24 protein-coding genes are annotated in these 25,781 nt (G+C 70.7%); 19 read left to right on the top strand and 5 right to left on the bottom strand.

All coding sequences use genetic code 11. From position 1 onward, the window contains the following. Nucleotides 1-117: 117 nt before the first annotated feature. Both ABT170_RS37545 and ABT170_RS37540 read right to left on the bottom strand, forming a co-directional pair. Nucleotides 118-1,347, bottom strand: coding sequence for a DUF349 domain-containing protein (locus ABT170_RS37545; RefSeq protein ID WP_329941742.1), 1,230 nt, complete (start codon nucleotides 1,345-1,347; stop codon nucleotides 118-120). A gap of 201 nt (nucleotides 1,348-1,548) precedes the next feature. Further along, nucleotides 1,549-2,340: a peptidylprolyl isomerase gene (locus ABT170_RS37540; protein ID WP_351875161.1), complete on the bottom strand. Its 792-nt coding sequence runs from the start codon at nucleotides 2,338-2,340 to the stop codon at nucleotides 1,549-1,551. 148 nt (nucleotides 2,341-2,488) lie between these two features. On the opposite strand from ABT170_RS37540, the gene ABT170_RS37535 reads away from it, so the two are divergent. The 4 genes from ABT170_RS37535 (at nucleotide 2,489) to ABT170_RS37520 (ending at nucleotide 6,894) form a co-directional block, all read left to right on the top strand. Beyond that, nucleotides 2,489-3,175, top strand: coding sequence for an MBL fold metallo-hydrolase (locus tag ABT170_RS37535; protein WP_266929218.1), 687 nt, complete (start codon nucleotides 2,489-2,491; stop codon nucleotides 3,173-3,175). Between the two features lie 13 nt (nucleotides 3,176-3,188). Further along, the gene (gene hisS / locus ABT170_RS37530) at nucleotides 3,189-4,454 is read left to right on the top strand and encodes a histidine--tRNA ligase (protein ID WP_351875158.1); all 1,266 of its coding nucleotides are present in this window, start codon (nucleotides 3,189-3,191) and stop codon (nucleotides 4,452-4,454) included. A 330-nt stretch (nucleotides 4,455-4,784) separates the two neighbouring features. Next, on the top strand, nucleotides 4,785-5,420 hold the full coding sequence (locus ABT170_RS37525; protein ID WP_329941739.1) for a vitamin K epoxide reductase family protein: 636 nt from the start codon (nucleotides 4,785-4,787) through the stop codon (nucleotides 5,418-5,420). An 85-nt stretch (nucleotides 5,421-5,505) separates the two neighbouring features. Next, complete coding sequence (locus ABT170_RS37520; protein WP_351875155.1) at nucleotides 5,506-6,894, top strand: replication-associated recombination protein A; 1,389 nt, start codon at nucleotides 5,506-5,508, stop codon at nucleotides 6,892-6,894. On the opposite strand, the gene ABT170_RS37515 is transcribed toward ABT170_RS37520, so the two are convergent. Next, nucleotides 6,891-7,592, bottom strand: a complete 702-nt coding sequence (locus tag ABT170_RS37515; RefSeq protein ID WP_351875152.1) for a DUF2470 domain-containing protein — start codon at nucleotides 7,590-7,592, stop codon at nucleotides 6,891-6,893. The genes ABT170_RS37520 and ABT170_RS37515 overlap by 4 nt on opposite strands. 188 nt (nucleotides 7,593-7,780) lie before the next feature. Here ABT170_RS37515 and rpsD point away from each other — a divergent pair, with 188 nt between their 5' ends. Next, the gene (gene rpsD / locus ABT170_RS37510; RefSeq protein WP_018524225.1) at nucleotides 7,781-8,395 is read left to right on the top strand and encodes a 30S ribosomal protein S4; all 615 of its coding nucleotides are present in this window, start codon (nucleotides 7,781-7,783) and stop codon (nucleotides 8,393-8,395) included. Between the two features lie 17 nt (nucleotides 8,396-8,412). On the opposite strand, the gene ABT170_RS37505 is transcribed toward rpsD, so the two are convergent. Then, on the bottom strand, nucleotides 8,413-10,611 hold the full coding sequence (locus ABT170_RS37505) for an ATP-binding protein (protein WP_351875147.1): 2,199 nt from the start codon (nucleotides 10,609-10,611) through the stop codon (nucleotides 8,413-8,415). A 218-nt stretch (nucleotides 10,612-10,829) separates the two neighbouring features. Here ABT170_RS37505 and ABT170_RS37500 point away from each other — a divergent pair, with 218 nt between their 5' ends. The 13 genes from ABT170_RS37500 to nusB all read left to right on the top strand — a co-directional run bounded on the left by ABT170_RS37500 (nucleotide 10,830) and on the right by nusB (nucleotide 24,200). Beyond that, nucleotides 10,830-11,285, top strand: coding sequence for a DUF948 domain-containing protein (locus ABT170_RS37500; RefSeq protein ID WP_266929212.1), 456 nt, complete (start codon nucleotides 10,830-10,832; stop codon nucleotides 11,283-11,285). A gap of 7 nt (nucleotides 11,286-11,292) precedes the next feature. Continuing rightward, nucleotides 11,293-11,625 carry a DUF6167 family protein gene (locus tag ABT170_RS37495; protein WP_329941735.1) on the top strand — a complete coding sequence of 111 codons (333 nt, stop codon included), beginning with the start codon at nucleotides 11,293-11,295 and terminating at the stop codon, nucleotides 11,623-11,625. Next, nucleotides 11,625-14,294, top strand: a complete 2,670-nt coding sequence (gene alaS, locus ABT170_RS37490; protein WP_329941734.1) for an alanine--tRNA ligase — start codon at nucleotides 11,625-11,627, stop codon at nucleotides 14,292-14,294. The genes ABT170_RS37495 and alaS overlap by 1 nt, the downstream gene beginning before the upstream one ends. 8 nt (nucleotides 14,295-14,302) lie before the next feature. Next, nucleotides 14,303-14,776: a Holliday junction resolvase RuvX gene (gene ruvX, locus ABT170_RS37485; RefSeq protein ID WP_329941771.1), complete on the top strand. Its 474-nt coding sequence runs from the start codon at nucleotides 14,303-14,305 to the stop codon at nucleotides 14,774-14,776. 98 nt (nucleotides 14,777-14,874) lie between these two features. Beyond that, complete coding sequence (gene mltG / locus ABT170_RS37480) at nucleotides 14,875-16,668, top strand: endolytic transglycosylase MltG (protein ID WP_329941733.1); 1,794 nt, start codon at nucleotides 14,875-14,877, stop codon at nucleotides 16,666-16,668. Continuing rightward, a complete protein-coding gene (locus ABT170_RS37475) occupies nucleotides 16,655-17,491 on the top strand; it encodes a shikimate dehydrogenase (protein ID WP_329941732.1) in 837 nt (278 codons plus the stop codon). Before mltG ends, ABT170_RS37475 begins: the two co-directional genes overlap by 14 nt. A gap of 182 nt (nucleotides 17,492-17,673) precedes the next feature. Then, on the top strand, nucleotides 17,674-18,858 hold the full coding sequence (gene aroC / locus ABT170_RS37470; RefSeq protein WP_329941731.1) for a chorismate synthase: 1,185 nt from the start codon (nucleotides 17,674-17,676) through the stop codon (nucleotides 18,856-18,858). Then, nucleotides 18,855-20,504, top strand: a complete 1,650-nt coding sequence (gene aroB / locus ABT170_RS37465) for a 3-dehydroquinate synthase (RefSeq protein ID WP_329941730.1) — start codon at nucleotides 18,855-18,857, stop codon at nucleotides 20,502-20,504. The genes aroC and aroB overlap by 4 nt, the downstream gene beginning before the upstream one ends. Further along, the gene (aroQ, locus tag ABT170_RS37460) at nucleotides 20,501-20,941 is read left to right on the top strand and encodes a type II 3-dehydroquinate dehydratase (RefSeq protein ID WP_266929205.1); all 441 of its coding nucleotides are present in this window, start codon (nucleotides 20,501-20,503) and stop codon (nucleotides 20,939-20,941) included. Before aroB ends, aroQ begins: the two co-directional genes overlap by 4 nt. A 131-nt stretch (nucleotides 20,942-21,072) precedes the next feature. After that, nucleotides 21,073-21,969, top strand: a complete 897-nt coding sequence (locus ABT170_RS37455) for a Pro-rich N-terminal domain-containing protein (RefSeq protein WP_351875140.1) — start codon at nucleotides 21,073-21,075, stop codon at nucleotides 21,967-21,969. 73 nt (nucleotides 21,970-22,042) lie between these two features. Further along, entirely contained in the window at nucleotides 22,043-23,149 is a 1,107-nt protein-coding gene (locus ABT170_RS37450; RefSeq protein ID WP_329941728.1) for an aminopeptidase P family protein, read from the top strand. A 50-nt stretch (nucleotides 23,150-23,199) separates the two neighbouring features. After that, on the top strand, nucleotides 23,200-23,766 hold the full coding sequence (gene efp / locus ABT170_RS37445) for an elongation factor P (RefSeq protein ID WP_031097761.1): 567 nt from the start codon (nucleotides 23,200-23,202) through the stop codon (nucleotides 23,764-23,766). A 2-nt stretch (nucleotides 23,767-23,768) separates the two neighbouring features. After that, nucleotides 23,769-24,200, top strand: a complete 432-nt coding sequence (gene nusB, locus ABT170_RS37440; protein WP_266929202.1) for a transcription antitermination factor NusB — start codon at nucleotides 23,769-23,771, stop codon at nucleotides 24,198-24,200. 260 nt (nucleotides 24,201-24,460) lie between these two features. Here the strand turns inward: nusB and bldD are convergent, their stop codons facing one another. Next, nucleotides 24,461-24,961, bottom strand: a complete 501-nt coding sequence (gene bldD / locus ABT170_RS37435) for a transcriptional regulator BldD (RefSeq protein WP_014044812.1) — start codon at nucleotides 24,959-24,961, stop codon at nucleotides 24,461-24,463. A 222-nt stretch (nucleotides 24,962-25,183) separates the two neighbouring features. Between bldD and pyrR the strand changes: the two genes are divergently transcribed. Then, entirely contained in the window at nucleotides 25,184-25,768 is a 585-nt protein-coding gene (pyrR, locus tag ABT170_RS37430) for a bifunctional pyr operon transcriptional regulator/uracil phosphoribosyltransferase PyrR (protein WP_329941727.1), read from the top strand. Nucleotides 25,769-25,781: the final 13 nt, after the last annotated feature.

The raw sequence follows: 25,781 nt of genomic DNA, 5'->3' as shown, positions 1-25,781 counted from the left end.
TGCGGCTGGGGTGGCTCTCGGCGCCGGGCTGCTAGGCGCTTTAGTCGGGTGGGGGGTCCCTTTTCACCTACTGCGCCCGCCCCCCCTCTCCGTATGTCCGGTCCGGTAGGTCCCGGTCTAGCCGCCGAACTCCTCCAGCCCCTTCAGCGCCTGGTCCAGCAGCGCCTGGCGGCCTTCGAGCTCCTTGGACAGCTTGTCCGCACGGGCGTTGTTGCCCGCCGCACGCGCGGTGTCGATCTGCGTGCGGAGCTTGTCCACGGCATCCTGGAGCTGGCCGGTGAGACCCGCGGCGCGGGCCCGCGCCTCCGGGTTCGTCCGGCGCCACTCGGACTCCTCCGCCTCCTGGAGCGCCCGCTCCACCGCGTGCATCCGGCCCTCGACCTTCGGGCGGGCGTCACGCGGCACATGGCCGATGGCCTCCCAGCGCTCGTTGACGGCACGGAAAGCGGCCCTGGCCGCCTTCAGGTCCTTCACCGGCACCAGCTTCTCGGCCTCGGCCGCGAGCTCCTCCTTGAGCTTGAGGTTCTCGCCCTGCTCCGCGTCCCGCTCGGCGAACACCTCGCTGCGGGCGGCGAAGAAGACGTCCTGCGCGCCCCGGAAGCGGTTCCACAGCTCGTCCTCGGACTCGCGCTGCGCACGGCCCGCGGCCTTCCACTCGGTCATCAGGTCGCGGTAACGGGCGGCCGTGGTCACCCAGTCCTTGGAACCCGACAGCGACTCGGCCTCGGTGACCAGCTTCTCCTTGGCCTTGCGGGCCTCCTCGCGCTGGGCGTCCAGCGAGGCGAAGTGGGCCTTGCGGCGCTTGGAGAAGGCCGACCGGGCATGCGAGAAGCGGTGCCACAGCTCGTCGTCCGACTTGCGGTCCAGCCGGGGAAGTCCCTTCCAGGTGTCCACCAGTGCCCGCAGCCGCTCGCCGGCGGACCGCCACTGCTCGCTCTGCGCCAGCTCCTCGGCCTCGGCGACGAGCGCCTCCTTGGCCTGCTTGGCCTCGTCGGTCTGCTTCGCCTTCTGGACCTTGCGCTCCTCGCGCCGCGAGTCGACCGTCGCCACGAGTGCGTCCAGCCGCTTGCGGAGCGCGTCGAGATCGCCGACGGCGTGGTGCTCGTCGACCTGCTGCCGCAGATGCTCGATCGCGGTCGTCGCGTCCTTGGCCGAAAGGTCGGTGGTCTTCACCCGCCGTTCGAGGAGGCCGATCTCGACCACAATGCCGTCGTACTTGCGCTCGAAGTAGGCCAGAGCCTCCTCGGGGGAACCGGCCTGCCACGATCCGACGACCTGCTCGCCATCGGCTGTACGCACGTACACGGTGCCGGTCTCATCGACGCGGCCCCACGGGTCGCTGCTCACAGCGCCTCCTCCACCTGATGCCTGCGAGGGGGTTCGCCCCCCGGGCATCGTCCACAGTTTCCTGGGGCGGGCATCGCCCGCCCTGCACAACGCCAATCTAGGCGACCGGCCGCCCGGCTGTCCGCACTCAGCGCGGCCGAAATTCTCCGGTGCTCCGGGGCCGCCCCGGCGGCGGCCGGGGGAGCCCGGCCGCCCAGCCGGTCAGTCCTTGGCGACGGACGCCTTCTCGATGTTCACGGCCTTCTTCGGCGCACCGTCACCCGCACCGCCCTCGACACCGGCCTCGCCGACCTTCTGGACGGCCTTCAGACCGGCTTCGTCGATGGTCCCGAACGGGGTGTAGGTGGGCGGCAGCTTGGTCTCCTTGTAGACCAGGAAGAACTGGCTGCCACCCGTGTGCGGCTGGCCCGTGTTGGCCATCGCCACCGTGCCCGCGGGGAACGTCACCGTCCCGTCGGTGCCGGCCTTGCCGAGCGCGGTCAGGTTCTCGTCCGGGAGCGTGTAACCGGGACCGCCGGTGCCGTCGCCCTTGGGGTCGCCGCACTGAAGGACGTAGATGCCCTGTGTGGTCAGCCGGTGACACTTCGTACCGTCGAAGTACCCCTTGTCGGCGAGCGACTTGAACGAGTTCGCGGTGTGCGGGGTCTTGGCCGCGTCCATCGTGAACGCGATGTCGCCCTGGCTCGTCCTGAGCGACATCGTGTACTTCGCCTTTTTGTCGATCTTCATCGCGGGCTCGGGGGCCTCGCTCTCGCTCGCGGAGGGCGAGGCGGACGGGCTCTGGCTCGCGGCGGTGTCGTTCTTGCCGTCCTTGCCGTCACCGCTGTCCGCCGCGACGTACGCGCCCACGCCGACCACCGCGGCCACGGCCACCGCGGACGCGGTGATCACCGTGACACGCCTCGTCCTGCGGCGGGCTTCCTCCCGGCGCTGCTGCTGCCGCTCGTACTTCTCCCGGGCGAGCTGCCGCCGCCGCTGATCGCTGCTGACCACCGGTTGATCTCCTTGTACGTCGTGTCATCGGGCCTGGGCTGCCCCGTACGGTATATGGGTTAGCTGTGTATTGAGGAGCGCCGGTAGGCTCTGATCCGCCGCATCCTTCGCTGCGGCCGCTTCCGCCGGACGAACATTAAGGACGATCGTGCTCATTGCCGGGTTCCCCGCCGGGGCCTGGGGGACCAATTGCTACCTGGTCGCCCCCGCCGCAGGCGAGGAGTGCGTGATCATCGACCCGGGCCATCAGGCCGCCCAGGGCGTCGAGGACGCGCTCAAGAAGCATCGGCTCAAGCCCGTCGCCGTCGTGCTCACCCATGGACACATCGACCATGTCGCCTCGGTCGTCCCGGTGTGCGGCGCCCATGACGTCCCCGCCTGGATCCACCCGGAGGACCGGTACATGATGAGCGACCCGGAGAAGGCCCTCGGCCGTTCCATCGGGATGCCCCTCATGGGCGAGCTGACCGTGGGGGAGCCGGACGACGTCAAGGAGCTCACCGATGGCGCGCTGCTGAGGCTGGCCGGTCTGGAGCTCGGTGTCTCGCATGCGCCCGGCCATACGAAGGGGTCGGTGACGTTCAGGATGCCCGAGGCCGCGGACGTACCGCCGGTCCTCTTCTCGGGCGACCTGCTCTTCGCCGGCTCCGTCGGACGCACCGATCTGCCCGGCGGCGACCACGCCGAGCTGCTCGAGTCGCTGGCCCGCGTGTGCCTGCCGCTCGACGACTCGACCGTGGTGCTGTCCGGCCACGGCCCCCAGACGACCATCGGCCGCGAGCGCGCCTCCAATCCGTATCTGCACGGCATGGACGCGCCGCGACGAGGAATGTGACGAGAGACTTTCCGTGAGCACCTTTCAGGCCCCCAAGGGCACGTACGACCTGACCCCGCCGGACTCCGCGAAGTACCTCGCGGTGCGGGAGGCCATCTCCGCGCCCCTGCGCAACTCCGGCTACGGCTACATCGAGACCCCCGGCTTCGAGGACGTGAACCTCTTCGCCCGCGGCGTCGGCGAGTCCACCGACATCGTCACCAAGGAGATGTACACCCTCACCACCAAGGGCGGCTCCGAGCTGGCACTGCGCCCGGAGGGCACCGCGTCGGTGCTCCGCGCGGCGCTGGAGGCCAACCTCCACAAGGCCGGCAACCTCCCGGTCAAGCTCTGGTACTCCGGCTCGTACTACCGCTACGAGCGCCCGCAGAAGGGCCGCTACCGCCACTTCTCGCAGGTCGGTGCCGAGGCCATCGGCGCCGAGGACCCGGTCCTGGACGCCGAGCTGATCATCCTCGCCGACCAGGCGTACCGCTCGCTGGGTCTGCGCGAGTTCCGGATCCTGCTGAACTCGCTCGGCGACAAGGAGTGCCGCCCCGTCTACCGCGAGGCGCTCCAGGGCTTCCTGCGCGACCTCGACCTCGACGAGGAGACCCGCCGCCGCATCGAGATCAACCCGCTGCGCGTCCTGGACGACAAGCGGGCCGAGGTGCAGAAGCAGCTCGTGGGCGCCCCCAAGCTGCGCGACTACCTGTGCGACGCCTGCAAGGCGTACCACGAGGAGGTGCGCGAACTGCTGAACGCCGCCTCGGTCGTGTACGAGGACGACGAGAAGCTCGTCCGCGGGCTCGACTACTACACCCGCACCACCTTCGAGTTCGTCCACGACGGCCTGGGCTCGCAGTCCGCGGTCGGCGGCGGTGGCCGCTACGACGGCCTGTCCGAGATGATCGGCGGCCCCGCGCTCCCGTCCGTCGGCTGGGCGCTCGGCGTGGACCGTACGGTGCTGGCGCTGGAGGCGGAGGGAATCGAGCTGGACATCCCCGCCACCACCAGCGTGTACGCCGTCCCGCTCGGCGAGGAGGCCCGCCGGACCCTGTTCGGTGTCGTCACCGAACTGCGCAGGGGCGGTATCGCCGCCGACTTCGCGTTCGGCGGCCGGGGCCTGAAGGGCGCGATGAAGAGCGCGAACCGCTCGGGGGCCCGCCTCACGGTCGTCGCGGGCGAACGCGACCTGGCGGAGGGCGTCGTGCAGCTCAAGGACATGGAGTCCGGTGAGCAGACCGCCGTACCGCTGCCCGAGGTCGTCGAGGCGGTCCGCGCCCGTCTCGACCGGTAGCCGAACACCGTGTGCCCCGGGGGCTGTTGACCCGGGGCACACCGCTTCAGTGCCCGGTGGCCGCGTGGCACCGGGTCAACTGCGTCCTTCCTGTCGTCAACTCGGTGCGCGCGATTTCATACGGTGGAGTGGCGTCGATATCACGACGCCGCAGGTGATCGGCGTCCGCCGCCAAGTCCGCCGGACCGACGGGTGTCCGGCGGAGGCGGGGACCTCCGGCGGTCCGGTGCCTTCCGTGCGAACACCTTTATGTCCATCGAACGGTTGACCTGTGCGGTGGTGCGGCACAATGACCGTGCCCGGCTGGTTACCCACTGATGGAACGGCGATATGACGACTGCAGCGGTAGATCATCCCTCCTCGCACCAGGAAGAGGACGGCGGGAAGAGGACCATCGGCGGCACGCGCGCGTTCGCACTGCTGCTGGTGATCACCGGAGCGGCCGGACTGCTCGCCGCGTGGGTCATCACGATCGACAAGTTCAAGCTGCTCGAAGACCCCGGCTTCACGCCCGGCTGCAGCCTCAACCCGGTGGTCGCGTGCGGGAACATCATGAAGAGCGAGCAGGCCGCCGCCTTCGGCTTCCCCAACCCGATGCTCGGGCTCGTCACCTACGCCATGGTGATCTGCATCGGCGTGGGACTGCTCGCCGGAGCACGCTTCCGCGGCTGGTTCTGGCTGGGCCTCAACGCCGGGACGCTGTTCGGTGTCGGCTTCTGCACCTGGCTCCAGTACCAGTCGCTCTACAACATCAACTCGCTCTGCCTGTGGTGCTGCCTGGCCTGGGTCGCCACGATCTTCATGTTCTGCTACGTCACCACGCACAACATCAAGAACCGGATCCTCCCCGCCCCCGCCTGGCTGCGGAACGGGCTGACGGAATTCCACTGGGTGCCGCCGGTGCTCTGGATCGGCATCATCGGCATGCTGATCCTGACCCGCTGGTGGGACTTCTGGACCAGCTGAGCGGCACCGTCGGCGCACTGATGGCGCGGGCGGGGCGGGCGACGGCCCGGCGGCGCTGTCAGTGCGGTGACATAGGCTTCAAAACGTGGAGCCCGACCTCTTTACCGCAGCAGCCGAAGACCGCCAGGAGAAGGACCCGTCCAGCAGCCCCCTCGCTGTCCGGATGCGTCCCCGTGTCCTCGACGAGGTCGTCGGCCAGCAGCATCTGCTCAAACCGGGCTCCCCGCTGCGCCGCCTCGTCGGCGAGGGGAGCGGTGGCCCCGCCGGGCCGTCCTCGGTGATCCTCTGGGGTCCGCCCGGCACCGGCAAGACGACACTGGCGTACGTGGTCAGCAAGGCCACCAACAAGCGCTTCGTCGAGCTCTCCGCGATCACCGCCGGGGTCAAGGAGGTCCGGGCCGTCATCGACGGCGCGCGCCGCGCCACCGGCGGCTTCGGCAAGGAGACCGTCCTCTTCCTCGACGAGATCCACCGCTTCTCCAAGGCCCAGCAGGACTCCCTGCTCCCCGCCGTGGAGAACCGCTGGGTGACCCTCATCGCCGCCACCACCGAGAATCCGTATTTCTCGATCATCTCCCCGCTGCTCTCGCGCTCCCTGCTGCTCACCCTGGAGCCGCTGACCGACGAGGACCTGCGCGCCCTGCTGCGCCGGGCCCTGGGCGACGAGCGCGGCCTCGGCGGCGCGCTGACGCTCCCGGAGGACGCCGAGGCGCATCTGCTGCGCATCGCGGGCGGCGACGCCCGCCGGGCGCTCACCGCGCTGGAGGCCGCGGCCGGTGCGGCGCTCGCCACACACGAGCCGGAGATCAGCCTGCGGACGGTCGAGGAGACCGTCGACCGCGCCGCCGTGAAGTACGACCGGGACGGCGACCAGCACTACGACGTGGCCAGTGCCCTCATCAAGTCCATCCGCGGCTCCGACGTGGACGCCGCGCTGCACTATCTGGCGCGGATGATCGAGGCGGGGGAGGACCCCCGGTTCATCGCCCGGCGGCTGATGATCTCCGCCAGCGAGGACATCGGGCTCGCCGACCCGATGGCCCTGCCGACGGCGGTGGCCGCGGCACAGGCCGTGGCGATGATCGGCTTCCCGGAGGCGGCGCTGACCCTCAGCCATGCCACGATCGCGCTGGCTCTGGCCCCCAAGTCCAATGCGGCGACCCTGGCGATCTCCGCCGCGCAGGAGGATGTGCGCAAGGGCCTCGCCGGCCCCGTCCCGGCCCATCTGCGCGACGGCCACTACAAGGGCGCGGCCAAGCTCGGCCACGCCCAGGGGTACATCTACCCGCACGACGTCCCCGGAGGCATCGCCGCCCAGCAGTACGCCCCGGACGCGGTCCGTGACAGGCGTTACTACACCCCCACGCGCTACGGCGCCGAGGCGCGGTACGCGGACGTGGCGGACCGGGTCCGCGAGCGCCTCGGGCGCGGCGGACCCGAGGCCGGGACGGACGGCCCCCAGGCCACGGCCTAGCGGGACGCCGCCTCGAAGAGCGTGTGCATCGCGCGGCGCAGTCCGCCGACGTCCCGCACCGGCTCGGGGAACTCGAAGCGGGCGTCGAAGCACGCGCCGCGGCCCTCGACGAAGCGGATCCGCAGCCCGAAGCGGTCCAGGGCGACCGGCACGGCGGTGGGCCCGGGGGCGGAGAAGGCGCGGGCGGTGTGCTCGCCGAGCAGTCCGCACAGCGTCCGCAGCTGTTCGCCGTGGGCCGCGTGCAGGTGCTGGAGAAGTTCCGCCTCGTGGACGACGAGCGGGTCGGGCGCCGCGTCCCGGAAGTCCTCCTGCTCGATGTCCTCGGCCCCCCAGAGGTCGTCGACGTACGCCTCCCCGAACTCCAGCCGCAGCATCATCTCGCCGGCGCCGGCGAGACCGGGTACGCACGTGAGCCGGCCGGACACCCAGGCCCGGCCGCGAATGCGGTGCGGGACGGAGACCGGGGCGACATCCGTGATCTCCAGCACCGCGGTCAGCTCGTCGCCCCGGGCGTGGGCCGCGGCCCGCACGGCGGGGGAATCCGCGGGGAATTCGAGGAACAGATCGCCCTCGGGCCCTACGCTCCGGGTGCCGGGGACGAGCTGCTCGGGGCGGGCCACATCGAGCCCGGGTACGACCAGTACGGCGGAGCAGGTACTCTGTACGAGAGTTCGTGTGCGCTCGGCTGCTGACGGCATCCGAGTGTTTTCAAGCCCGCTGGGACGCGGCTGACCACGATCAGATCGGCCTTCCGTCGTAGCAGCGCCTTTGTGCGCGCTGCCGCTGTCTGTGCTGTCCGTGACGTGAGTGGTGTTCCCAGGGCGAGACATGCGATCTCCTTGAGTAAGGTAAGCCTAACCTAACCTACAACGGAGGTCTGGAGAACGTGCCTAACCAGTCGCGTCCCAAGGTCAAGAAGTCGCGTGCCCTCGGCATCGCTCTGACGCCCAAGGCTGTCAAGTACTTCGAAGCGCGTCCGTACCCGCCGGGCGAGCACGGCCGTGGCCGCAAGCAGAACTCGGACTACAAGGTCCGTCTGCTGGAGAAGCAGCGCCTGCGTGCGCAGTACGACATCAGCGAGCGCCAGATGGCGCGCGCCTACGACCGTGCCAAGAAGGCCGAAGGCAAGACGGGCGAGGCGCTGGTCGTCGAGCTCGAGCGCCGCCTCGACGCCCTGGTCCTGCGTTCGGGCATCGCCCGCACCATCTACCAGGCCCGTCAGATGGTCGTCCACGGTCACATCGAGGTCAACGGTGGCAAGGTCGACAAGCCGTCGTTCCGCGTCCGCCCCGACGACGTCGTCCAGGTCCGCGAGCGCAGCCGCTCCAAGGTCCCCTTCCAGGTGGCCCGCGAGGGTGGTTACGACACCGACGGTGAGACCCCGCGCTACCTCCAGGTGAACCTGAAGGCCCTGGCCTTCCGCCTGGACCGGGACCCGAACCGCAAGGAGATCCCGGTGATCTGCGACGAGCAGCTCGTCGTCGAGTACTACGCCCGCTGATCCAGGCGTAGCCGCTCTCACCAGCGCTCCGGCCCGCCCCTCCTTGTTGTACGGGAGGCGGCGGGCCTTCGCGTTTCCCCGGGCGCCGGTACGGCGGTCAGCCCGTGCGTGCCCGCCCCCTCCGGGGGCCCGCCGGTCAGCGCCCGTGCCACCGCCGCGTCCGGATCCAGCCGGCCCCCGGTGCGCAGCCCCGCCGTGTACGCGGTGTCCCCGAGTTCCCGGCGCGCGAGCTCCTCGCACTCCGCCTGCGGCCGGCCGTAGTGGACCGAGCCGAACAGCGGCAGTCCCACCGACGGCCAGATACGCTCCGCCGCCCCCTGCAGCACGGCGGCCTCCGCGGGGTTGCCCTCGACCGCGGTGACCAGGGCCAGCAGCTCCAGGGAGAGGACCGTGCCCAGCAGATCGTTGAAGGTATGGCCGATGGACAGGGACTCCCCGAGCATCCGCCGGGCCGGGCCCGTCTCGCCCCGGCGCAGCGCCGCGTAGGCCAGGACGTACAGCGCGTAGGCCAGGGCCCACCGCTCCCCGTGGTCCTCGCAGATCTCCCTGACCTCGTCGCAGATCGCGGCCGCCTCGTCCAGATCGCCGCGAAAGGCCACCGCCATGGCCAGTTCGACCTGGGCCATCAGCACATTGCTGTTCAGCTCACCGATCTCCCGGTACCTGCCGAGCGCGTCGCGCAGCAGTTCCTCGGCGCGCGGCATGTCGTCCGTGACGATCGCCAGACAGCCGGTCCGGTGCACCGCGTAGGCCATGGCCGTGGCATCGCCGCTCCGCTCGGCCTCCTCCCGGCACTCGTGCAGCGCCGAGACCGCGCCGATCGCGTCGCCCTGGAGAACCGCCACATGGCCCAGGACCCACAGCGCCTTGAGCCGGGAGGGATCATGCGGTGCCCCGCTCTCCAGCACATGATCCAGCCAGTGCCGGCCCTCCGAGATCCTGCCGCAGCCCACCCAGTAGAACCAGAGCGTGCCCACCAGGTACTGGGCCAGATGGATCTCCTGCGGACTCTCCATCGAAAACTCCATGGCCCGGCGGAGGTTGGGCAGCTCACTGTCGATACGGACCGCCACCTCGGCCTGCCGGGGACTGAACCAGTCCAGCTCGCACCAGGTCGCCAGGCCCAGGAACCAGTCCCGGTGCCTGCGCCGCAGCCGCCGGGTGTCACCGGTGGCCTCCAGCCATTCCGCGCCGTACTCGCGCACCGTGTCCAGCAGCCGGTAGCGGGTGCCCGCCGGGGAGTCCTCCCGCAGGACCACCGACTGCGCGATCAGCTCGTCCAGTACGTCCAGCACCGAGTCGGCGGGCAGGTCGGGACCGCCGCAGATGTACTCGGCGGCCTCCAGGTCGAACTCTCCGGCGAACACCGAGAGCCGGGCCCACAGCAGCCGTTGCTCGGGGGCGCACAGCTCATGGCTCCAGCCGATGGCCGTGCGCAGCGTCTGGTGGCGGGCCGGCGCGCAGCGGCTGCCGCCGGTCAGCAGCCGGAACCGGTCGTCCAGGCGCACCAGTACCTGGCCGACGGAGAGTGCCCGCAGCCGCCCGGCGGCCAGCTCCAGGGCGAGCGGAATCCCGTCGAGCCGGCGGCAGAGCTCCCGTGCCGCCGCCGCCTCCCCGTCCGTCGGCCGGAATCCGGGCCGCACGGCGCGGGCCCGTTCCGTGAACAGCTCCACCGCGTCCTCGTCGTTCATCGGCGCGAGCGGGAGCGTCAGTTCACCGTCCACCTGGAGGGGGCGGCGGCCGGCCGCGAGCACCTGGAGCCGCGGGGCCCGGCGGAGCAGCTCCCGTACGAGTGAGGCACAGGGGTCGATGAGGTGCTCGAAGCCGTCGATCACCAGGAGTATGTGGCGGGGGGCCAGATGCTCGACGAGGGTGGCCCGGGGTGGTCTGCCGGTGTGATCGGTGAGGCCCAGCGCGTCGACGAGGGCGTGTTCCAGCAGTCCGGGATCGTGGATGGCGGACAGCTCGACGATCCAGACACCGTCGCAGTACCGTTTCTTCAGCAGAGTGGCGACCCGGGTGGCACACCGGGTCTTCCCGGCCCCGGCCACCCCCGCGACGGTGACGATCCTGGATTCCTCCAGGAGCCGGCACAGTTCGGCCACCTCGGCGTCGCGGCCCACGAATCTGTTCAGATCCGCCGGCAGGTTCCCGCGTGCGTCGGGGTGGGGCCCGGGTTCGTCGGAGATGGCGAAGTGGCGCTGGAGGCGTCGCATAAGACACGCAGAGTACTGGCTTGAAAGCACTCCGTACAATCTCTCCATGTCAACTCCCCGCCCCGCACTGTTATGCGGTACGGGTGGTGACGCCCGGCGCGATAGGGTCGTGGGACGACGATTGGCCGCGCTGACAGCGGCCGGACGTCGGGTGCGGAGACAAGTCCCGACAGGGGCGAGCGACAAGCAGAGAGCGGTGCACTGTGTCCGGTGGAGAGGTGGCCGGGATCCTGGTGGCCGTCTTCTGGGCGATCCTGGTTTCGTTCCTCGCCGTGGTGCTGGTGAGGCTGGCCCAGACGCTCAGGGCGACCACGAGACTCGTGGCGGACGTGACCGAACAGGCCGTCCCGCTGCTCGCCGACGCCGCCGCGACCGTGCGCTCCGCGCAGACCCAGCTCGACAAGGTCGACGCCATCGCGACGGACGTCCAGGAGGTCACCTCCAACGCCTCCGCGCTCTCCACCACCGTCGCGTCGACCTTCGGCGGACCGCTCGTGAAGGTCGCCGCGTTCGGCTACGGCGTACGGCAGGCGATCGGCCGCAGGACGGCCGGCGAGCCGGAGCCGGAACCGGAGCGCGGACGCTCCCGTCGTACGGTGATCGTCGGCCGCACCGTGCCGTCCGCGCGGGCCAGGAAGCGGAACGGCCGAAGCTCCCGCGGACAGAAGGACTGACGCTGCGATGTTCCGCCGTACGTTCTGGTTCACCGCCGGCGCAGCCGCCGGTGTCTGGGCCACCACCAAGGTCAACCGCAAGCTCAAGCAGCTGACGCCGGAGAGCCTCGCGGCGCAGGCCGCCGACAAGGCGATCGAGACCGGCCACAAGCTCAAGGACTTCGCCCTCGACGTCCGCGACGGCATGGTCCGGCGCGAAGCCGAACTGGGCGGCGCCCTGGGCCTGGAGGCACCGGTCGACCCCGAACTTCCCGTCCGGCGGCACTACGCGGTCGAGTCCGCCGAACCCACCTACCGCAAGCTCCCCTACAACTCGTACAACCGGAATGAGGACCACTGATGGAGTCGGCTGAAATTCGCCGCCGCTGGCTGAGCTTCTTCGAGGAGCGCGGCCACGCCGTTGTCCCTTCGGCGTCGCTCATCGCGGACGACCCGACTCTGCTGCTCGTCCCCGCGGGCATGGTCCCCTTCAAGCCGTACTTCCTCGGCGAGGTCAAGCCGCCCGCCCCGCGCGTGACCAGCGTGCAGAAGTGTGTCCGTACCCCGGACATCGAAGAGGTCGGCAAGACCACCCGGCACGGCACCTTCTTCCAGATGTGCGGGAACTTCTCCTTCGGGGACTACTTCAAGGAAGGCGCCATCAGCTACGCCTGGGAGGCTCTGACGAGCCCCGTGGCGGAGGGCGGCTTCGGTCTCGACCCCGAGCGGCTGTGGATCACGGTCTATCTGGACGACGACGAGGCCGAGCAGATCTGGCGCGACAAGATCGGTGTGCCGGCCGAGCGCATCCAGCGCCTCGGCAAGAAGGACAACTTCTGGTCGATGGGCGTCCCGGGTCCCTGCGGCCCCTGCTCCGAGATCAACTACGACCGCGGCCCCGAGTTCGGCGTCGAGGGCGGCCCGGCCGTGAACGACGAGCGGTACGTGGAGATCTGGAACCTGGTCTTCATGCAGTACGAGCGGGGCGCCGGTGACGGCAAGGAGGACTTCCCGATCCTCGGCGACCTGCCGTCGAAGAACATCGACACGGGTCTCGGCCTCGAACGCCTCGCCATGATCCTGCAGGGCGTACAGAACATGTACGAGACCGACACCCTGCGCGTGGTCATGGACAGGGCCACCGAGCTGACCGGCGTGCGCTACGGGGCCGAGCCGGGCACCGACGTCTCGCTGCGCGTGGTCGCCGACCACATCCGTACGTCCGTGATGCTCATCGGTGACGGTGTCACCCCCGGCAACGAGGGCCGCGGCTATGTGCTGCGCCGCATCATGCGCCGCGCCATCCGCAACATGCGGCTGATGGGCGCCTCCGGCTCGGTCGTCAATGAGCTGGTCGACGTCGTGATCAACACCATGGGGCTCCAGTACCCGGAGCTGATCACCGACCGCAAGCGCATCGAGACGGTCGCCCTCGCCGAGGAGGCCGCCTTCCTCAAGGCCCTCAAGGGCGGCACGAACATCCTTGAGACCGCCGTCACCGAGACCAGGGCCGCCGGTGGTCGGGTGCTGGCCGGCGACAAGGCGTTCCTGCTCCACGACACCTGGGGTTTCCCGATCGACCTCACCCTGGAGATGGCCGCCGAGCAGGGGCTGTCCGTGGACGAGGACGGGTTCCGCCGCCTCATGCAGGAGCAGCGGGACAAGGCCAAGGCCGACGCCCGCGCCAAGAAGACCGGTCACGCCGACCTGTCCGCCTACCGCGAGGTGGCCGACAACTCCGGCGCCACCGAGTTCACCGGCTACGTCAGCACCGCGGGGGAGTCGACCATCGTCGGCCTCCTCGTCGACGGTGTGCCCTCGCCCGCGGCCACCGAGGGCGACGAGGTCGAGGTCGTCCTCGACCGCACCCCCTTCTACGCCGAGGGCGGCGGCCAGCTCGCCGACCAGGGCCGGATCCGGCTGGACACGGGCGCCGTCATCGAGGTCCGCGACGTCCAGAAGCCGGTTCCCGGCGTGCATGTGCACAAGGGGGTCGTCCAGGTCGGCGAGGTGACCGTGGGCGCCTCCGTGTACGCCGCCATCGACAACACCCGCCGTCGCGCCATCGCCCGCGCCCACAGCGCCACGCACCTCACGCACCAGGCGCTGCGCGACGCCCTGGGCCCGACGGCCGCCCAGGCCGGTTCGGAGAACTCGCCGGGCCGCTTCCGCTTCGACTTCGGTTCGCCCGCCGCCGTACCCGGCACGGTCCTGACCGATGTCGAGCAGCGGATCAACGAGGTCCTCTCCCGCGAGCTCGACGTCCAGGCCGAGGTCATGTCCATCGACGAGGCCAAGAAGCAGGGCGCCATCGCCGAGTTCGGCGAGAAGTACGGCGAGCGGGTCCGTGTCGTCACCATCGGGGACTTCTCCAAGGAGCTGTGCGGCGGTACGCACGTCCACAACACCGCCCAGCTGGGCCTGGTTAAGCTGCTCGGTGAGTCCTCCATCGGCTCCGGCGTGCGCCGTATCGAGGCCCTCGTCGGCGTCGACGCGTACAACTTCCTCGCCAAGGAGCACACGGTCGTCGCCCAGCTCCAGGAGCTGGTCAAGGGCCGTGCCGAGGAGCTGCCCGAGAAGATCTCCTCGATGCTCGGCAAGCTGAAGGACGCCGAGAAGGAGATCGAGAAGTTCCGCGCGGAGAAGGTCCTCCAGGCCGCCGCCGGGCTCGTCGAGTCCGCCCAGGACGTACGCGGCGTCGCCCTGGTCACCGGCCAGGTGCCGGACGGCACGTCGGCCGACGATCTGCGCAAGCTCGTCCTGGACGTCCGGGGCCGCATCCAGGGCGGCCGTCCCGCCGTCGTGGCCCTGTTCACCACCGCCAACGGCCGCCCGCTGACGGTCATCGCCACCAACGAGGCCGCCCGCGAGCGCGGCCTCAAGGCCGGCGACCTCGTCCGTACGGCCGCCAAGACCCTCGGTGGCGGTGGCGGCGGCAAGCCGGACGTCGCCCAGGGCGGCGGTACGAACCCGGACGCCATCGGTGACGCCGTCGCCGCTGTCGAACGCCTCGTCACAGAGACGGCGTGACGCCCGAAATGACGCAGATGCGCCGTGGGCGTCGGCTCGCGGTCGACGTCGGGGACGCCCGGATCGGGGTCGCCTCGTGCGACCCCGACGGGATTCTCGCCACGCCGGTGGAGACCGTGCCGGGACGTGACGTCCCGGCCGCCCACCGGCGGCTCGGGCAGATCGTCGAGGAGTACGAGCCGATCGAGGTCATCATCGGTCTGCCGCGCTCCCTCGGCGGTGGCGAGGGCCCCGCGGCCGCCAAGGTCCGGGCCTTCGCCCAGGTGTTCGCCCGTGCGGTCGCACCCGTTCCGGTGCGGCTCGTGGACGAGAGGATGACCACAGTGACGGCGAGTCAGGGGCTGCGCGCCTCGGGCGTGAAGTCCAAGAAGGGCCGGTCTGTCATCGACCAGGCTGCCGCTGTGGTGATCCTTCAGAACGCTCTGGAGTCCGAACGGGCGTCAGGCAATCCTCCTGGCGAGGGCGTCGAAGTGGTTGTCTGATCGCGATACGGTAACGTTCCGCGCGATGCGGCGGTGTTCGAACAAACCGCACAGCGAAGCGAAGAGACGGAACGTCGTCTCGCGGCTCTAGGGGATCGATGACTGAGTATGGCCGGGGCCCCGGCTCCGAACCGTGGCATCCCGAGGACCCGTTGTACGGGGACCAGGGATGGGGAGGCCAGGAGGCCGCCCACGGCCAGAGCCAGTACGGCGGCCAGCAGCAGCCCTATCCGCAGGACCCGTACGCCCAGCAGCAGCCGCAGCAGCCGTACCAGCAGCATCCGGAACAGCCGCAGCCGTATCAGCAGCACCAGCAGCACCAGCAGTACGGCGCGCAGCAGGATCCGTACGCCCAGCAGCAGCCGCACCAGCCCCAGGCGCACCAGCAGCCCCAGCAGCCGCAGTACAACGGCGGCTGGGACACCGGTCAGCAGGCCGCGATGCCGTACGGGGCCCAGCCCCAGGACCCGTACCAGCAACAGCCCGGTGGCTACGGCGAGTCCCAGGACTACTACGGCACCCCCGAGGCCTATCCGCCGCCGCAGCCCCCGGGCCGGCGCGAGGCCGTCCCCGAGCAGCAGCAGTCGCCCGACTGGGACCCGGACGCCCCGCAGGAGGAGACGCATCCGTTCTTCACCGGCGAGGACGAGCCCGACGCCCGTGACGGCCGGGAATCGCGTGATGACCGGGGCTCGCGAGACGGCCGGGGCTCGGGCGACGACGATGACGCGTACGACGACGACCCCCGCGAATCACGGCGCGCCGGAGGCCGGGGCGGGCGCGGCGGAAGCGAGCGCCGGGGCAAGGGCAAGAAGAAGAACCGCAGTGGCTGTGCCTGTCTGGTGGTCTCCGCCGTTCTGATCGGCGGCCTCGGGGGAGTGGGCTACGTCGGCTACTCCTTCTGGCAGAAGCAGTTCGGCGAGGCACCCGACTTCGCGGGCGGTGGCACCGGCTCGGTCGAGGTGGAGATCCCCAAGGGCGCCCTCGGCTACGACATCGCGAACATTCTGAAGAAGAAGGGTGTCGTCAAGTCCGTCGACGCCTTCGTCTCGGCCCAGAACAGCAACCCCAAGGGGAAGTCTCTTCAGGCAGGTGTCTATCTCCTGAAGAAGGAGATGTCGGCGGACAGCGCCGTGAAGCTGATGCTGGACCCGAAGAGCCAGAACGCCCTGGTCATCCCCGAGGGCACCCGTAACGCCAAGGTCTACGAGATGATCGACCAGCGGCTCGGCCTCAAGGAGGGCTCTACCGCCGACGTCGCGAAGACGAAGGCGGAGAGTCTCGGGCTGCCGGACTGGGCCGATGACGATCCGGACATCAAGGATCCGCTGGAGGGCTTCCTCTTCCCGGCCGCCTACCCGGTCGCCAAGGGGACCAAGCCCGAGGACGCGCTGAAGAGGATGGTCAAGCGGGCCACCGAGGAGTACGAGGAGATCGACCTCGAAGGCGCCGCGAAGAAGTACAAACTGGACGACCCGTGGCAGGTGCTCACTGTCGCCAGCATGGTCCAGGCGGAGGGTCTCACGCACGAGGACTTCCGCAAGATGGCCGAAGTCGTCTACAACCGGCTGGAGCCGGGCAACACGGTATCGAACGGAAAGATCGAGTTCGACTCCGCGTTCAATTACCTCAAGAAGCAGAGCAAGATCAAGATTACGTCGAAGGAGATCCGGACCAATCCGGATCCCTACAACACCTATTACCACGAGGGTCTGCCGCCCGGTCCCATCAGCAACCCGGGGAGCGAGGCCCTGCGCGCGACGCTCAGTCCCACCTCCAACGGGTGGATGTTCTTCATCTCGCTCGACGGCAAGAAGACCCAGTTCACCAAGACGGCCGCGGAGCACGACAAGCTCAACGAGAAGTTCAAGGAACTGCATGGCCTCGACTGACGGGCGCCGCCGGGCAGCCGTTCTCGGCTCGCCCATCGCCCACTCGCTCTCCCCGGCCCTGCACCGGGCCGCGTACACCGAACTCGGCCTGGAGAACTGGTCCTACGACCGTTTCGAGATCGACGAGGCGGCGCTGCCCGGGTTCGTCGAGGGGCTGGACTCCTCCTGGGCCGGGCTCTCGCTCACCATGCCGCTCAAGCGTGCGGTCATCCCCCTGCTGGACTCGGTCACCGACACGGCGTCCTCGGTCGAGGCGGTCAACACGGTCGTGTTCACCGAGGACGGCCGCCGTGTCGGCGACAACACCGATATCCCGGGCATGATCGCCGCGCTGCGCGAACGCGGTGTCGAGAAGGTCGGCTCCGCCGCCGTCCTCGGTGCCGGAGCCACCGCCTCCTCCGCCCTCGCCGCGCTCGCCGAGATCTGTACCGGGCCGGTCACCGCCTTCGTGCGCAGCCGCGAGCGCGGAGCCGAGATGCGCGCCTGGGGCGAGCGCCTCGGGGTCGACGTCAGGATCGCCGACTGGGCGGAAGGCGCGCGGGCGCTGCGCGAGCCGCTGGTCATCGCCACCACGCCGGCAGGAACCACGGACGGCCTCGCCACCGCCGTACCGGAGGCGCCCGGCACCCTGTTCGATGTGCTGTACGAGCCCTGGCCGACCGCTCTCGCCTCCGCGTGGACCGCCCGTGCGGGCGCGGTCATCGGAGGTCTGGACCTTCTGGTCCACCAGGCGGTGCTCCAGGTCGAGCAGATGACCGGCCGCGTTCCGGCGCCGCTCGCCGCCATGCGGAGTGCCGGGGAAGCGGCGCTCGCGGCCCGCTGACCGGGCCCCGCCGGGAACCCGGCGGGCTGCGCGCAGGCTCCCCGCGGGGTGGCCGGAACGTCCGTCTGCTGGACCGGCGGCCGGTTCGCCGCCCCGGTCGTGGGAGGATCGGGGGCGGCGGGCCAGGGCCGCGCACCCGGTCGCGCCGCCGCAGTTTCAGGGCGCGAGCATGAGGAGCACCGTTGAGCAGGTTGCGCTGGCTGACCGCAGGGGAGTCGCACGGCCCCGCACTGGTGGCGACGCTGGAGGGTCTTCCCGCCGGTGTGCCGATCACCACGGAGATGGTGGCGGACGCGCTCGCCCGCAGGCGCCTGGGCTACGGCCGCGGCGCGCGGATGAAGTTCGAGAAGGACGAGGTCACCTTCCTCGGCGGGGTCCGGCACGGGCTCACCATGGGCTCCCCGGTCGCCGTGATGGTCGGCAACACCGAGTGGCCCAAGTGGGAGCAGGTCATGTCGGCCGACCCGGTCGACCCCGACGAGCTGGCCGCGCTGGCCCGCAACGCCCCGCTGACCCGTCCCCGCCCCGGCCACGCGGACCTCGCCGGGATGCAGAAGTACGGCTTCGACGAGGCCCGGCCGGTCCTTGAGCGCGCCAGTGCCCGGGAGACCGCGGCCCGGGTCGCGCTCGGCGCGGTCGCCCGGTCGTACCTCAAGGAGACCGCGGGCATCGAGATCGTCAGCCATGTCGTCGAACTGGCCGCGGCCAAGGCGCCCTACGGGCTCTACCCGCGCCCCTCCGACGTGGAGAAGCTCGACGCCGACCCCGTGCGCTGCCTGGACGCCGACGCGTCCAAGGCGATGGTCGCCGAGATCGACCAGGCCCACAAGGACGGCGACACGCTGGGCGGCGTCGTCGAGGTGCTCGCGTACGGGGTCCCCGTCGGCCTCGGCTCGCACGTGCACTGGGACCGCCGGCTCGACGCCCGGCTCGCCGCGGCGCTCATGGGCATCCAGGCCATCAAGGGCGTCGAGGTCGGCGACGGCTTCGACCTGGCGCGGGTGCCCGGCTCGCAGGCGCACGACGAGATCCTGGCCACCGCGGACGGCGTCAAGCGCGCCTCCGGCCGCTCCGGCGGCACCGAGGGCGGTCTGACCACCGGTGAGCTGCTGCGGGTCCGCGCCGCGATGAAGCCGATCGCGACCGTGCCCCGCGCGCTCGCCACGATCGATGTGGTCACCGGCGAGGCGGCCAAGGCGCACCACCAGCGCTCCGATGTCTGTGCCGTTCCGGCCGCCGGGATCGTCGCCGAGGCGATGGTCGCCCTGGTCCTGGCCGACGCGGTCGCGGAGAAGTTCGGCGGCGACAGCGTCCCCGAGACCCACCGCAATGTGCAGTCGTACCTCGACCACCTGCAGATCCGATGAGCGGCCCACTGGTCGTCCTCGTCGGCCCGATGGGCGTCGGCAAGTCCACCGTCGGTGAACTGCTCGCCGGCCGGCTCGGCACCACCTACCGGGACACCGACGCGGACATCGTGGCGGGCGCGGGCAAGCCGGTCTCCGAGATCTTCTACGACGAGGGCGAGGAGCACTTCCGCGCGCTGGAGCGGGAGGCCGTGCACACGGCACTCGCCGGACACGCCGGTGTCCTCGCCCTCGGCGGCGGCGCCGTCCTGGACGCGACGACCCGCGAACTGCTCGCGGACCACGCCGTCGTCTATCTCTCGATGGACGTGGACGAGGCGGTCAGGCGCGTCGGGCTGAACACCGCGCGCCCGCTGCTGGCGGTCAACCCGCGCCGTCAGTGGCGCGAGCTGATGGACGCCCGCCGCCACCTCTACGAAGAGGTCGCGAGCACCGTCGTCGCCACCGACGAACGCACTCCCGAAGAGGTCGCCCAGGCGATCATCGACGCACTGGAACTGCCGGAGCGCGCGGGCGAGGAGTCCGCACCCTCCGGCGTGGAGAACACACGCATGACGCAGCAGGGCCCCACCCGCATCCAGGTCGCCGGCACGGCGGGCTCCGACCCGTACGAGGTACTGGTCGGCCGGCAGCTCCTCGGCGAACTGCCCCACCTCATCGGCGACCGCGCCAAGCGCGTCGCGGTCCTGCACCCCGAGGCGCTCGCCGAGACGGGCGAGGCGGTCCGACAGGACCTCGCGGACCAGGGCTACGAGGCCATCGCGATCCAGCTGCCGAACGCCGAGGAGGCCAAGACCGTCGAGGTCGCCGCCTACTGCTGGAAGGCGCTCGGCCAGACCGGCTTCACCCGCACCGACGTCATCGTCGGCGTCGGCGGGGGCGCCACCACCGATGTGGCCGGGTTCGTCGCCGCCAGCTGGCTGCGCGGGGTGCGCTGGATCGCCGTGCCCACCACCGTGCTCGGCATGGTGGACGCGGCCGTCGGCGGCAAGACCGGCATCAACACCGCCGAGGGCAAGAACCTCGTCGGCGCGTTCCACCCGCCGGCCGGGGTCCTGTGCGACCTCGCCGCGCTCGACTCGCTGCCGGTCAACGACTACGTCTCCGGCATGGCCGAGATCATCAAGGCCGGCTTCATCGCCGACCCGGCCATCCTCGACCTCGTCGAGGCCGACCCCGAGGGCGCCCGCACACCGGCGGGCCCGCACACCGCCGAGCTGATCGAGCGCTCCATCCGGGTCAAGGCCGAGGTCGTCTCCAGCGACCTCAAGGAGTCCGGACTCCGCGAGATCCTCAACTACGGCCACACCCTGGCCCACGCGATCGAGAAGAACGAGCGCTACAAGTGGCGCCACGGCGCGGCCGTCTCGGTCGGTCTGGTCTTCGCCGCCGAACTGGGCCGCCTCGCCGGCCGTCTCGACGACGCCACGGCCGACCGGCACCGCACCGTCCTGGAGTCGGTCGGACTGCCGCTCACCTACCGCGGCGACCAGTGGCCCCGGCTGCTGGAGAACATGAAGGTCGACAAGAAGTCGCGCGGCGACCTGCTGCGCTTCATCGTCCTGGACGGGCTGGGCAAGCCCACCGTCATGGAGGGCCCGGACCCGGCCGTCCTGCTCGCCGCCTACGGGGAGGTCTCCGCGTGACCCGCAGGGTCTTCGTGCTCAACGGCCCCAACCTCGGCCGGCTCGGCTCCCGCGAACCCGATGTGTACGGGGCCACCTCCTACGCCGGACTCGTCGACACCTGCCGGGAACTGGGCAAGGAGCTCGGCTTCGACGTCGACGTCCGGGAGACGAACGACGAGGGCGAACTGATCCGCTGGCTCCACGAGGCCGCGGACGGTTCGGTTCCGGTCGTTCTCAACCCGGGTGCCTTCACCCATTACTCGTACGGGATGCGGGACGCGGCGGCCCAGCGCACCGCCCCGCTGATCGAGGTGCACATCTCGAATCCGTACGCACGGGAGGAGTTCCGCCACACCTCGGTGGTCGCGCCCGTGGCCACCGGGACGGTGGCCGGTTTCGGCATCGGTTCCTACCGGCTCGCCCTGCGGGCCCTGGCCGACGAACTGACGGACTGACACCTCTCGCATCCGGGCGTGTCCGACGGGCACTTCGGACGTTCCCGGGCCGTTCACCCAGTGACGGCCCGGGAAGGTACGGTGGCCGTCCGATCAGCGCCAGTTGCCTGTACGAGACGGAGTGGCACCGGATGCAGCACGCAGTGGGGGCCCCGCTGCCGCCGCCCCAAGGATCCGGAAACGGACCTGCCGGATGGACGCACCAGGCCCAGCACCCCGGCCACCCCGGCCGGCCCGTTCCCCCGGGACCGCCGCCGATACCTCCGCCGCCCGGCCACGGCCCGGGGCACGGTGTGCCCGGCCCGGTCCCGCAGCGCGCCCCCGCCCCACCGCACGCCCCCGCCCCACCGCACGCTCCCGCGCCGCGGCACGCGCCGTCCCCCGTTCCCCGGGAGACCACCGGTCATGTCCAGCTGCCCCCGGGCGGCCCCGTGGCGCTGCCCGTGCCGCCCGCCGAGCCCGGCACCGGCGCCGCCACGCTCGCCGTGCTGCTGATCGGCCCCGCGGGCGCCGGGAAGACCACCGTCGCCAAGCTCTGGGCCACCCGCCGCCGGGTCCCCACGGCGCATGTCTCGCTCGACGACGTACGGGAATGGGTCTGCTCCGGCTTCGCCGATCCGCAGGCCGGCTGGAACGACCACTCCGAGGCGCAGTACCGCCTCGCCCGCCGCACCTGTGGCTTCGCCGCCCGCAATTTCCTCGCCAACGGCATCTCCTGCATCCTCGACGACGCGGTCTTCCCGGACCGGCCCGTCGTCGGTCTCGGCGGCTGGAAGCGCCATGTCGGCCCCGGACTGCTCCCCGTCGTCCTGCTCCCCGGGCTGGAGGTCGTCCTGGAGCGCAACGCCGCCCGTAGCGGCAACCGGCGCCTGTCCGACGAGGAAGTCGCCCGGATCCACGGCCGGATGGCCGGCTGGTACGGCTCGGGCCTGCCCATCATCGACAACTCCACCTACGACGTGGAGACCACCGCCCGGGTCCTGGACGACGTGCTGGCCCGTTCCCTCGCCAGCCCGCCCGCCTGGTAGGGCGCCGGTGATCCGCCCCCCGGTCGGATGCGCTGACCGGGCGAAGCTCCGCCCCCGCTCGTACGCTCGGGGCATGTCAGAGGTGTACGCCGTCCGACGCGGGCTGCTCCGCGACCGGTGCGCCGCCGTCGGATCCGCGGCAGCCCTGGTCTCCCGCCCCGCCAACGTCCGCTATCTCGCGGGCGGAGCCCCTCCCGGCGCCGTGCTGCTGCTCGGCCCCGGGCAGGACGTGCTGCTCTGCCCCCGTGCCCCGGCGGGCGACCCCTCCCACGGGCGCCCCGACGAAGCGCTCCGGCTGTCCGTGCTGCCCGCGCCCGACGGCGACCCGGTCGTGGCCGCCGCCGACCTGGCCATGTCCTCGGGGGCGGAGTCCCTCGCCGTCGAGGAGCACGATCTGACGGTCGCCCGGCACCGGGCCATGGGCTCGGTCGCCCCGAGGCTGCACCTGGCCGATCTGGGCTTCACGGTGGAGCAGCTGCGCGTCGTCAAGGACGAGGAGGAGATCGCCTGTCTGCGGATCGCCGCCGAGATCACCGACCAGGCGCTGGGCGAACTCCTCGAATCGATCCTGGTGGGCCGTACCGAGCGTCACCTCGCCCTGGAGCTGGAGCGCCGTCTGGTCGACCACGGCGCGGACGGCGCCGCCTTCGAAACCTCCGTCGCCACCGGTCCGAACTCCGGCCAGGGGCGTCACCGGCCCTCGGACCGCCGGGTCGAGGAAGGGGATTTCCTCTCCGTCTGCCTGGGCGCGAGCTATCGCGGCTACCGATGCGAGATCGGCCGCACCTTCGTCATCGGCACCACTCCGGCGGACTGGCAGATCGAGCTGTACGACCTCGTTTTCGCCGCTCAGCGGGCCGGAAGGGAAGCCCTGGTCCCGGGGGCCGCCTACCGCGACGTGGACCACGCGTCGCGTCATGTGCTGGACCGCGCGGGCCATGGAGAGGGCCTTGTGCCATGGACGGGGCACGGGGTGGGGCTCGAAATCGACGAGGACCCGCAATTGGCACCGACGGCCATGGGTAAACTGGACGCTTGTGTGCCGGTCACCGTCGAACCGGGGGTCCACCTCCCGGGCCGGGGCGGTGTCCGGATCGATGACACGCTCGTCGTGCGCCCCGAGGCGGACGGCGGACCCGAGCTACTCACCATTACGACCAAGGAGCTGCTCGCGCTCTAGCGCGCATCCTTGGCCGTTCCACCAGCTTCAGTCCAGGAGATTCCGCAACCGTGGCTTCCACGAACGACCTCAAGAACGGCCTGGTGCTCAAGCTCGACGGAGGCCAGCTCTGGTCCGTCGTCGAGTTCCAGCACGTCAAGCCCGGCAAGGGCCCCGCCTTCGTGCGCACCAAGCTCAAGAACGTGCTCTCCGGCAAGGTCGTCGACAAGACGTTCAACGCCGGTGTGAAGGTCGAGACGGCCACCATTGACCGCCGAGACATGCAGTTCTCGTACATGGACGGCGAGTACTTCGTCTTCATGGACATGAACACCTACGACCAGCTGATGGTCGACCGCAAGGCTGTCGGCGACGCCGCCAACTTCCTGATCGAGGGCTTCACCGCCTCCGTCGCCCAGCACGAGGGCGAGGTGCTGTACGTCGAGCTGCCGGCCGCGGTCGAGCTGACCATCCAGCACACCGACCCGGGCGTCCAGGGCGACCGCTCCACCGGTGGCAGCAAGCCCGCCACCCTGGAGACCGGTTACGAGATCGGCGTGCCGCTCTTCATCACCACCGGCGAGAAGATCAAGGTCGACACCCGCACCGGCGACTACCTCGGCCGGGTGAACAGCTAACCGTGGCTGCCCGGAACAAGGCCCGCAAGCGCGCCTTCCAGATCCTCTTCGAGGCCGACCAGCGCGGTGAGTCCGTGCAGACGGTCCTCGCGGACTGGGTTCGGCACTCGCGGACCGACGACCGTCAGCCTCCGGTCGGCGAATTCACGATGGAGCTCGTCGAGGGCTACGCGCAGTACGCGGAGCGGATCGACGACCTCATCGTCACCTACGCCGTGGACTGGGAGCTCGACCGGATGCCGGTCGTCGACCGGAACATCCTGCGGCTCGGTGCGTACGAGCTGATCTGGCTGGACGAGACCCCGGACGCCGTGGTGATCGACGAGGCGGTCCAGCTCGCCAAGGAGTTCTCCACCGATGACTCCCCGTCCTTCGTGAACGGCCTGCTGGCCCGTTTCAAGGACCTCAAGCCGAATCTCCGCCGGGAGCAGTAGCCCCGGCGGCCGTTCTGCCGACGAAGGGCCCGCGGTCTGCCGACCGCGGGCCCTTCGCCATCTCCCGGCCGTCCCGGCTGTCCCGCGTGTCCCGGCGCGACGGTGGGCGGAGCGCCTGCCGTCGCGCCTGCCGTGGTGTTCCGGCCGGGCACGAGAACGCCGGGCGGGCGGGGCTCCCGGAAGGGCCCCGCCGACCCGGCGGTACGTTTCTGCGGTACGGCCGCTCCCCCGAGGGAGGGCCTTGGGGCCGAGAGAGTGTCTCAGCCCTCCTCGTGCGCGACCGCGCGACGTGCGTCGGCGTCCAGCACACCCCAGCTGATCAGCTGCTCCGTGAGCACGGACGGCGACTGGTCGTAGATCACGGCCAGCGTGCGCAGGTCGTCCTGGCGGATCGACAGCACCTTGCCGTTGTAGTCACCGCGCTGGCTCTGGATCGTCGCGGCGTAGCGCTGCAGCGGTCCGGCCTTCTCCGGCGGGACATGGGCGAGGCGCTCCAGGTCCAGGACGAGCTTCGGCGGCGGCTCGGCGGCCCCGCCCGGAGTCGTGCCGGGCAGCAGCTCCTGCACCGGGACCCCGTAGAAATCCGCCAGCTCGGCGAGGCGCTGCACGGTGACGGCACGGTCGCCGCGCTCGTACGAACCGACCACGACGGCCTTCCAACGGCCCTGCGACTTCTCCTCCACGCCGTGGAGGGAGAGGCCCTGCTGGGTGCGGATGGCGCGGAGCTTGGCCCCGAGCTGTTTTGCGTATTCGCTGGACATAAGGCTCCCCGGACGCTGGAACATTCTGCGGCTCCGCCGCGTGGCTGGTAACTCACTGTGAGGTTACGCAGCGTTACTTGGATGCGTCAAGCCGAAAGGGTTCGGACCGGTACCTCCCGGGGGTGCCGCCAGGGCCCGGTGCAAGCCCTGGTAACGTGGATGACGCAATTTCGACGTCCTTTAAGATCCGTCCGGTGAGGCGGAGAAGGAGGTCCGTTTCTTATGGACGCACAGCTTGACGACACCGGCAATCCGGCACGCCCCGTTCTCGAGGCTCCCGACATGGCCCGTGTGCTGACCCGTATCGCCCACGAGATCGTCGAACGCGCCAAGGGCGCCGACGATGTGGTGCTGCTCGGCATCCCGACGCGAGGCGTGTTCCTCGCCCGCCGGCTGGCCGACAAACTCGAAGAGATCACCGGCCGGAAGATGCCGGTGGGATCGCTCGACATCACCATGTACCGCGACGACCTGAGGATGCGCCCGGCGCGTGCTCTGGCCCGTACCGAGATCCCCGGTGAGGGCATCGAGGGCAGCCTCGTCGTCCTGGTCGACGACGTGCTCTTCTCCGGCCGCACGATCCGCGCCGCCCTCGACGCGCTCGGCGACATCGGCCGCCCCCGCGCCGTGCAGCTCGCGGTCCTCGTCGACCGCGGTCACCGCGAACTTCCCATCCGTGCCGACTACGTCGGCAAGAACCTCCCGACGTCGCTGCGGGAGACGGTCAAGGTCCAGCTCGCCGAGGAGGACGGCCGCGACGCCGTGCTGCTCGGTGTCCAGCAGACCGCTCCGGCGGGCGAGCAGTAGCCCACCCCCTCCC

Source organism: Streptomyces sp. NPDC001787, from assembly GCF_040297465.1.
Taxonomy (GTDB): Bacteria; Actinomycetota; Actinomycetes; order Streptomycetales; family Streptomycetaceae; genus Streptomyces.
This window is presented reverse-complemented; position numbering and strand designations above follow the sequence as displayed.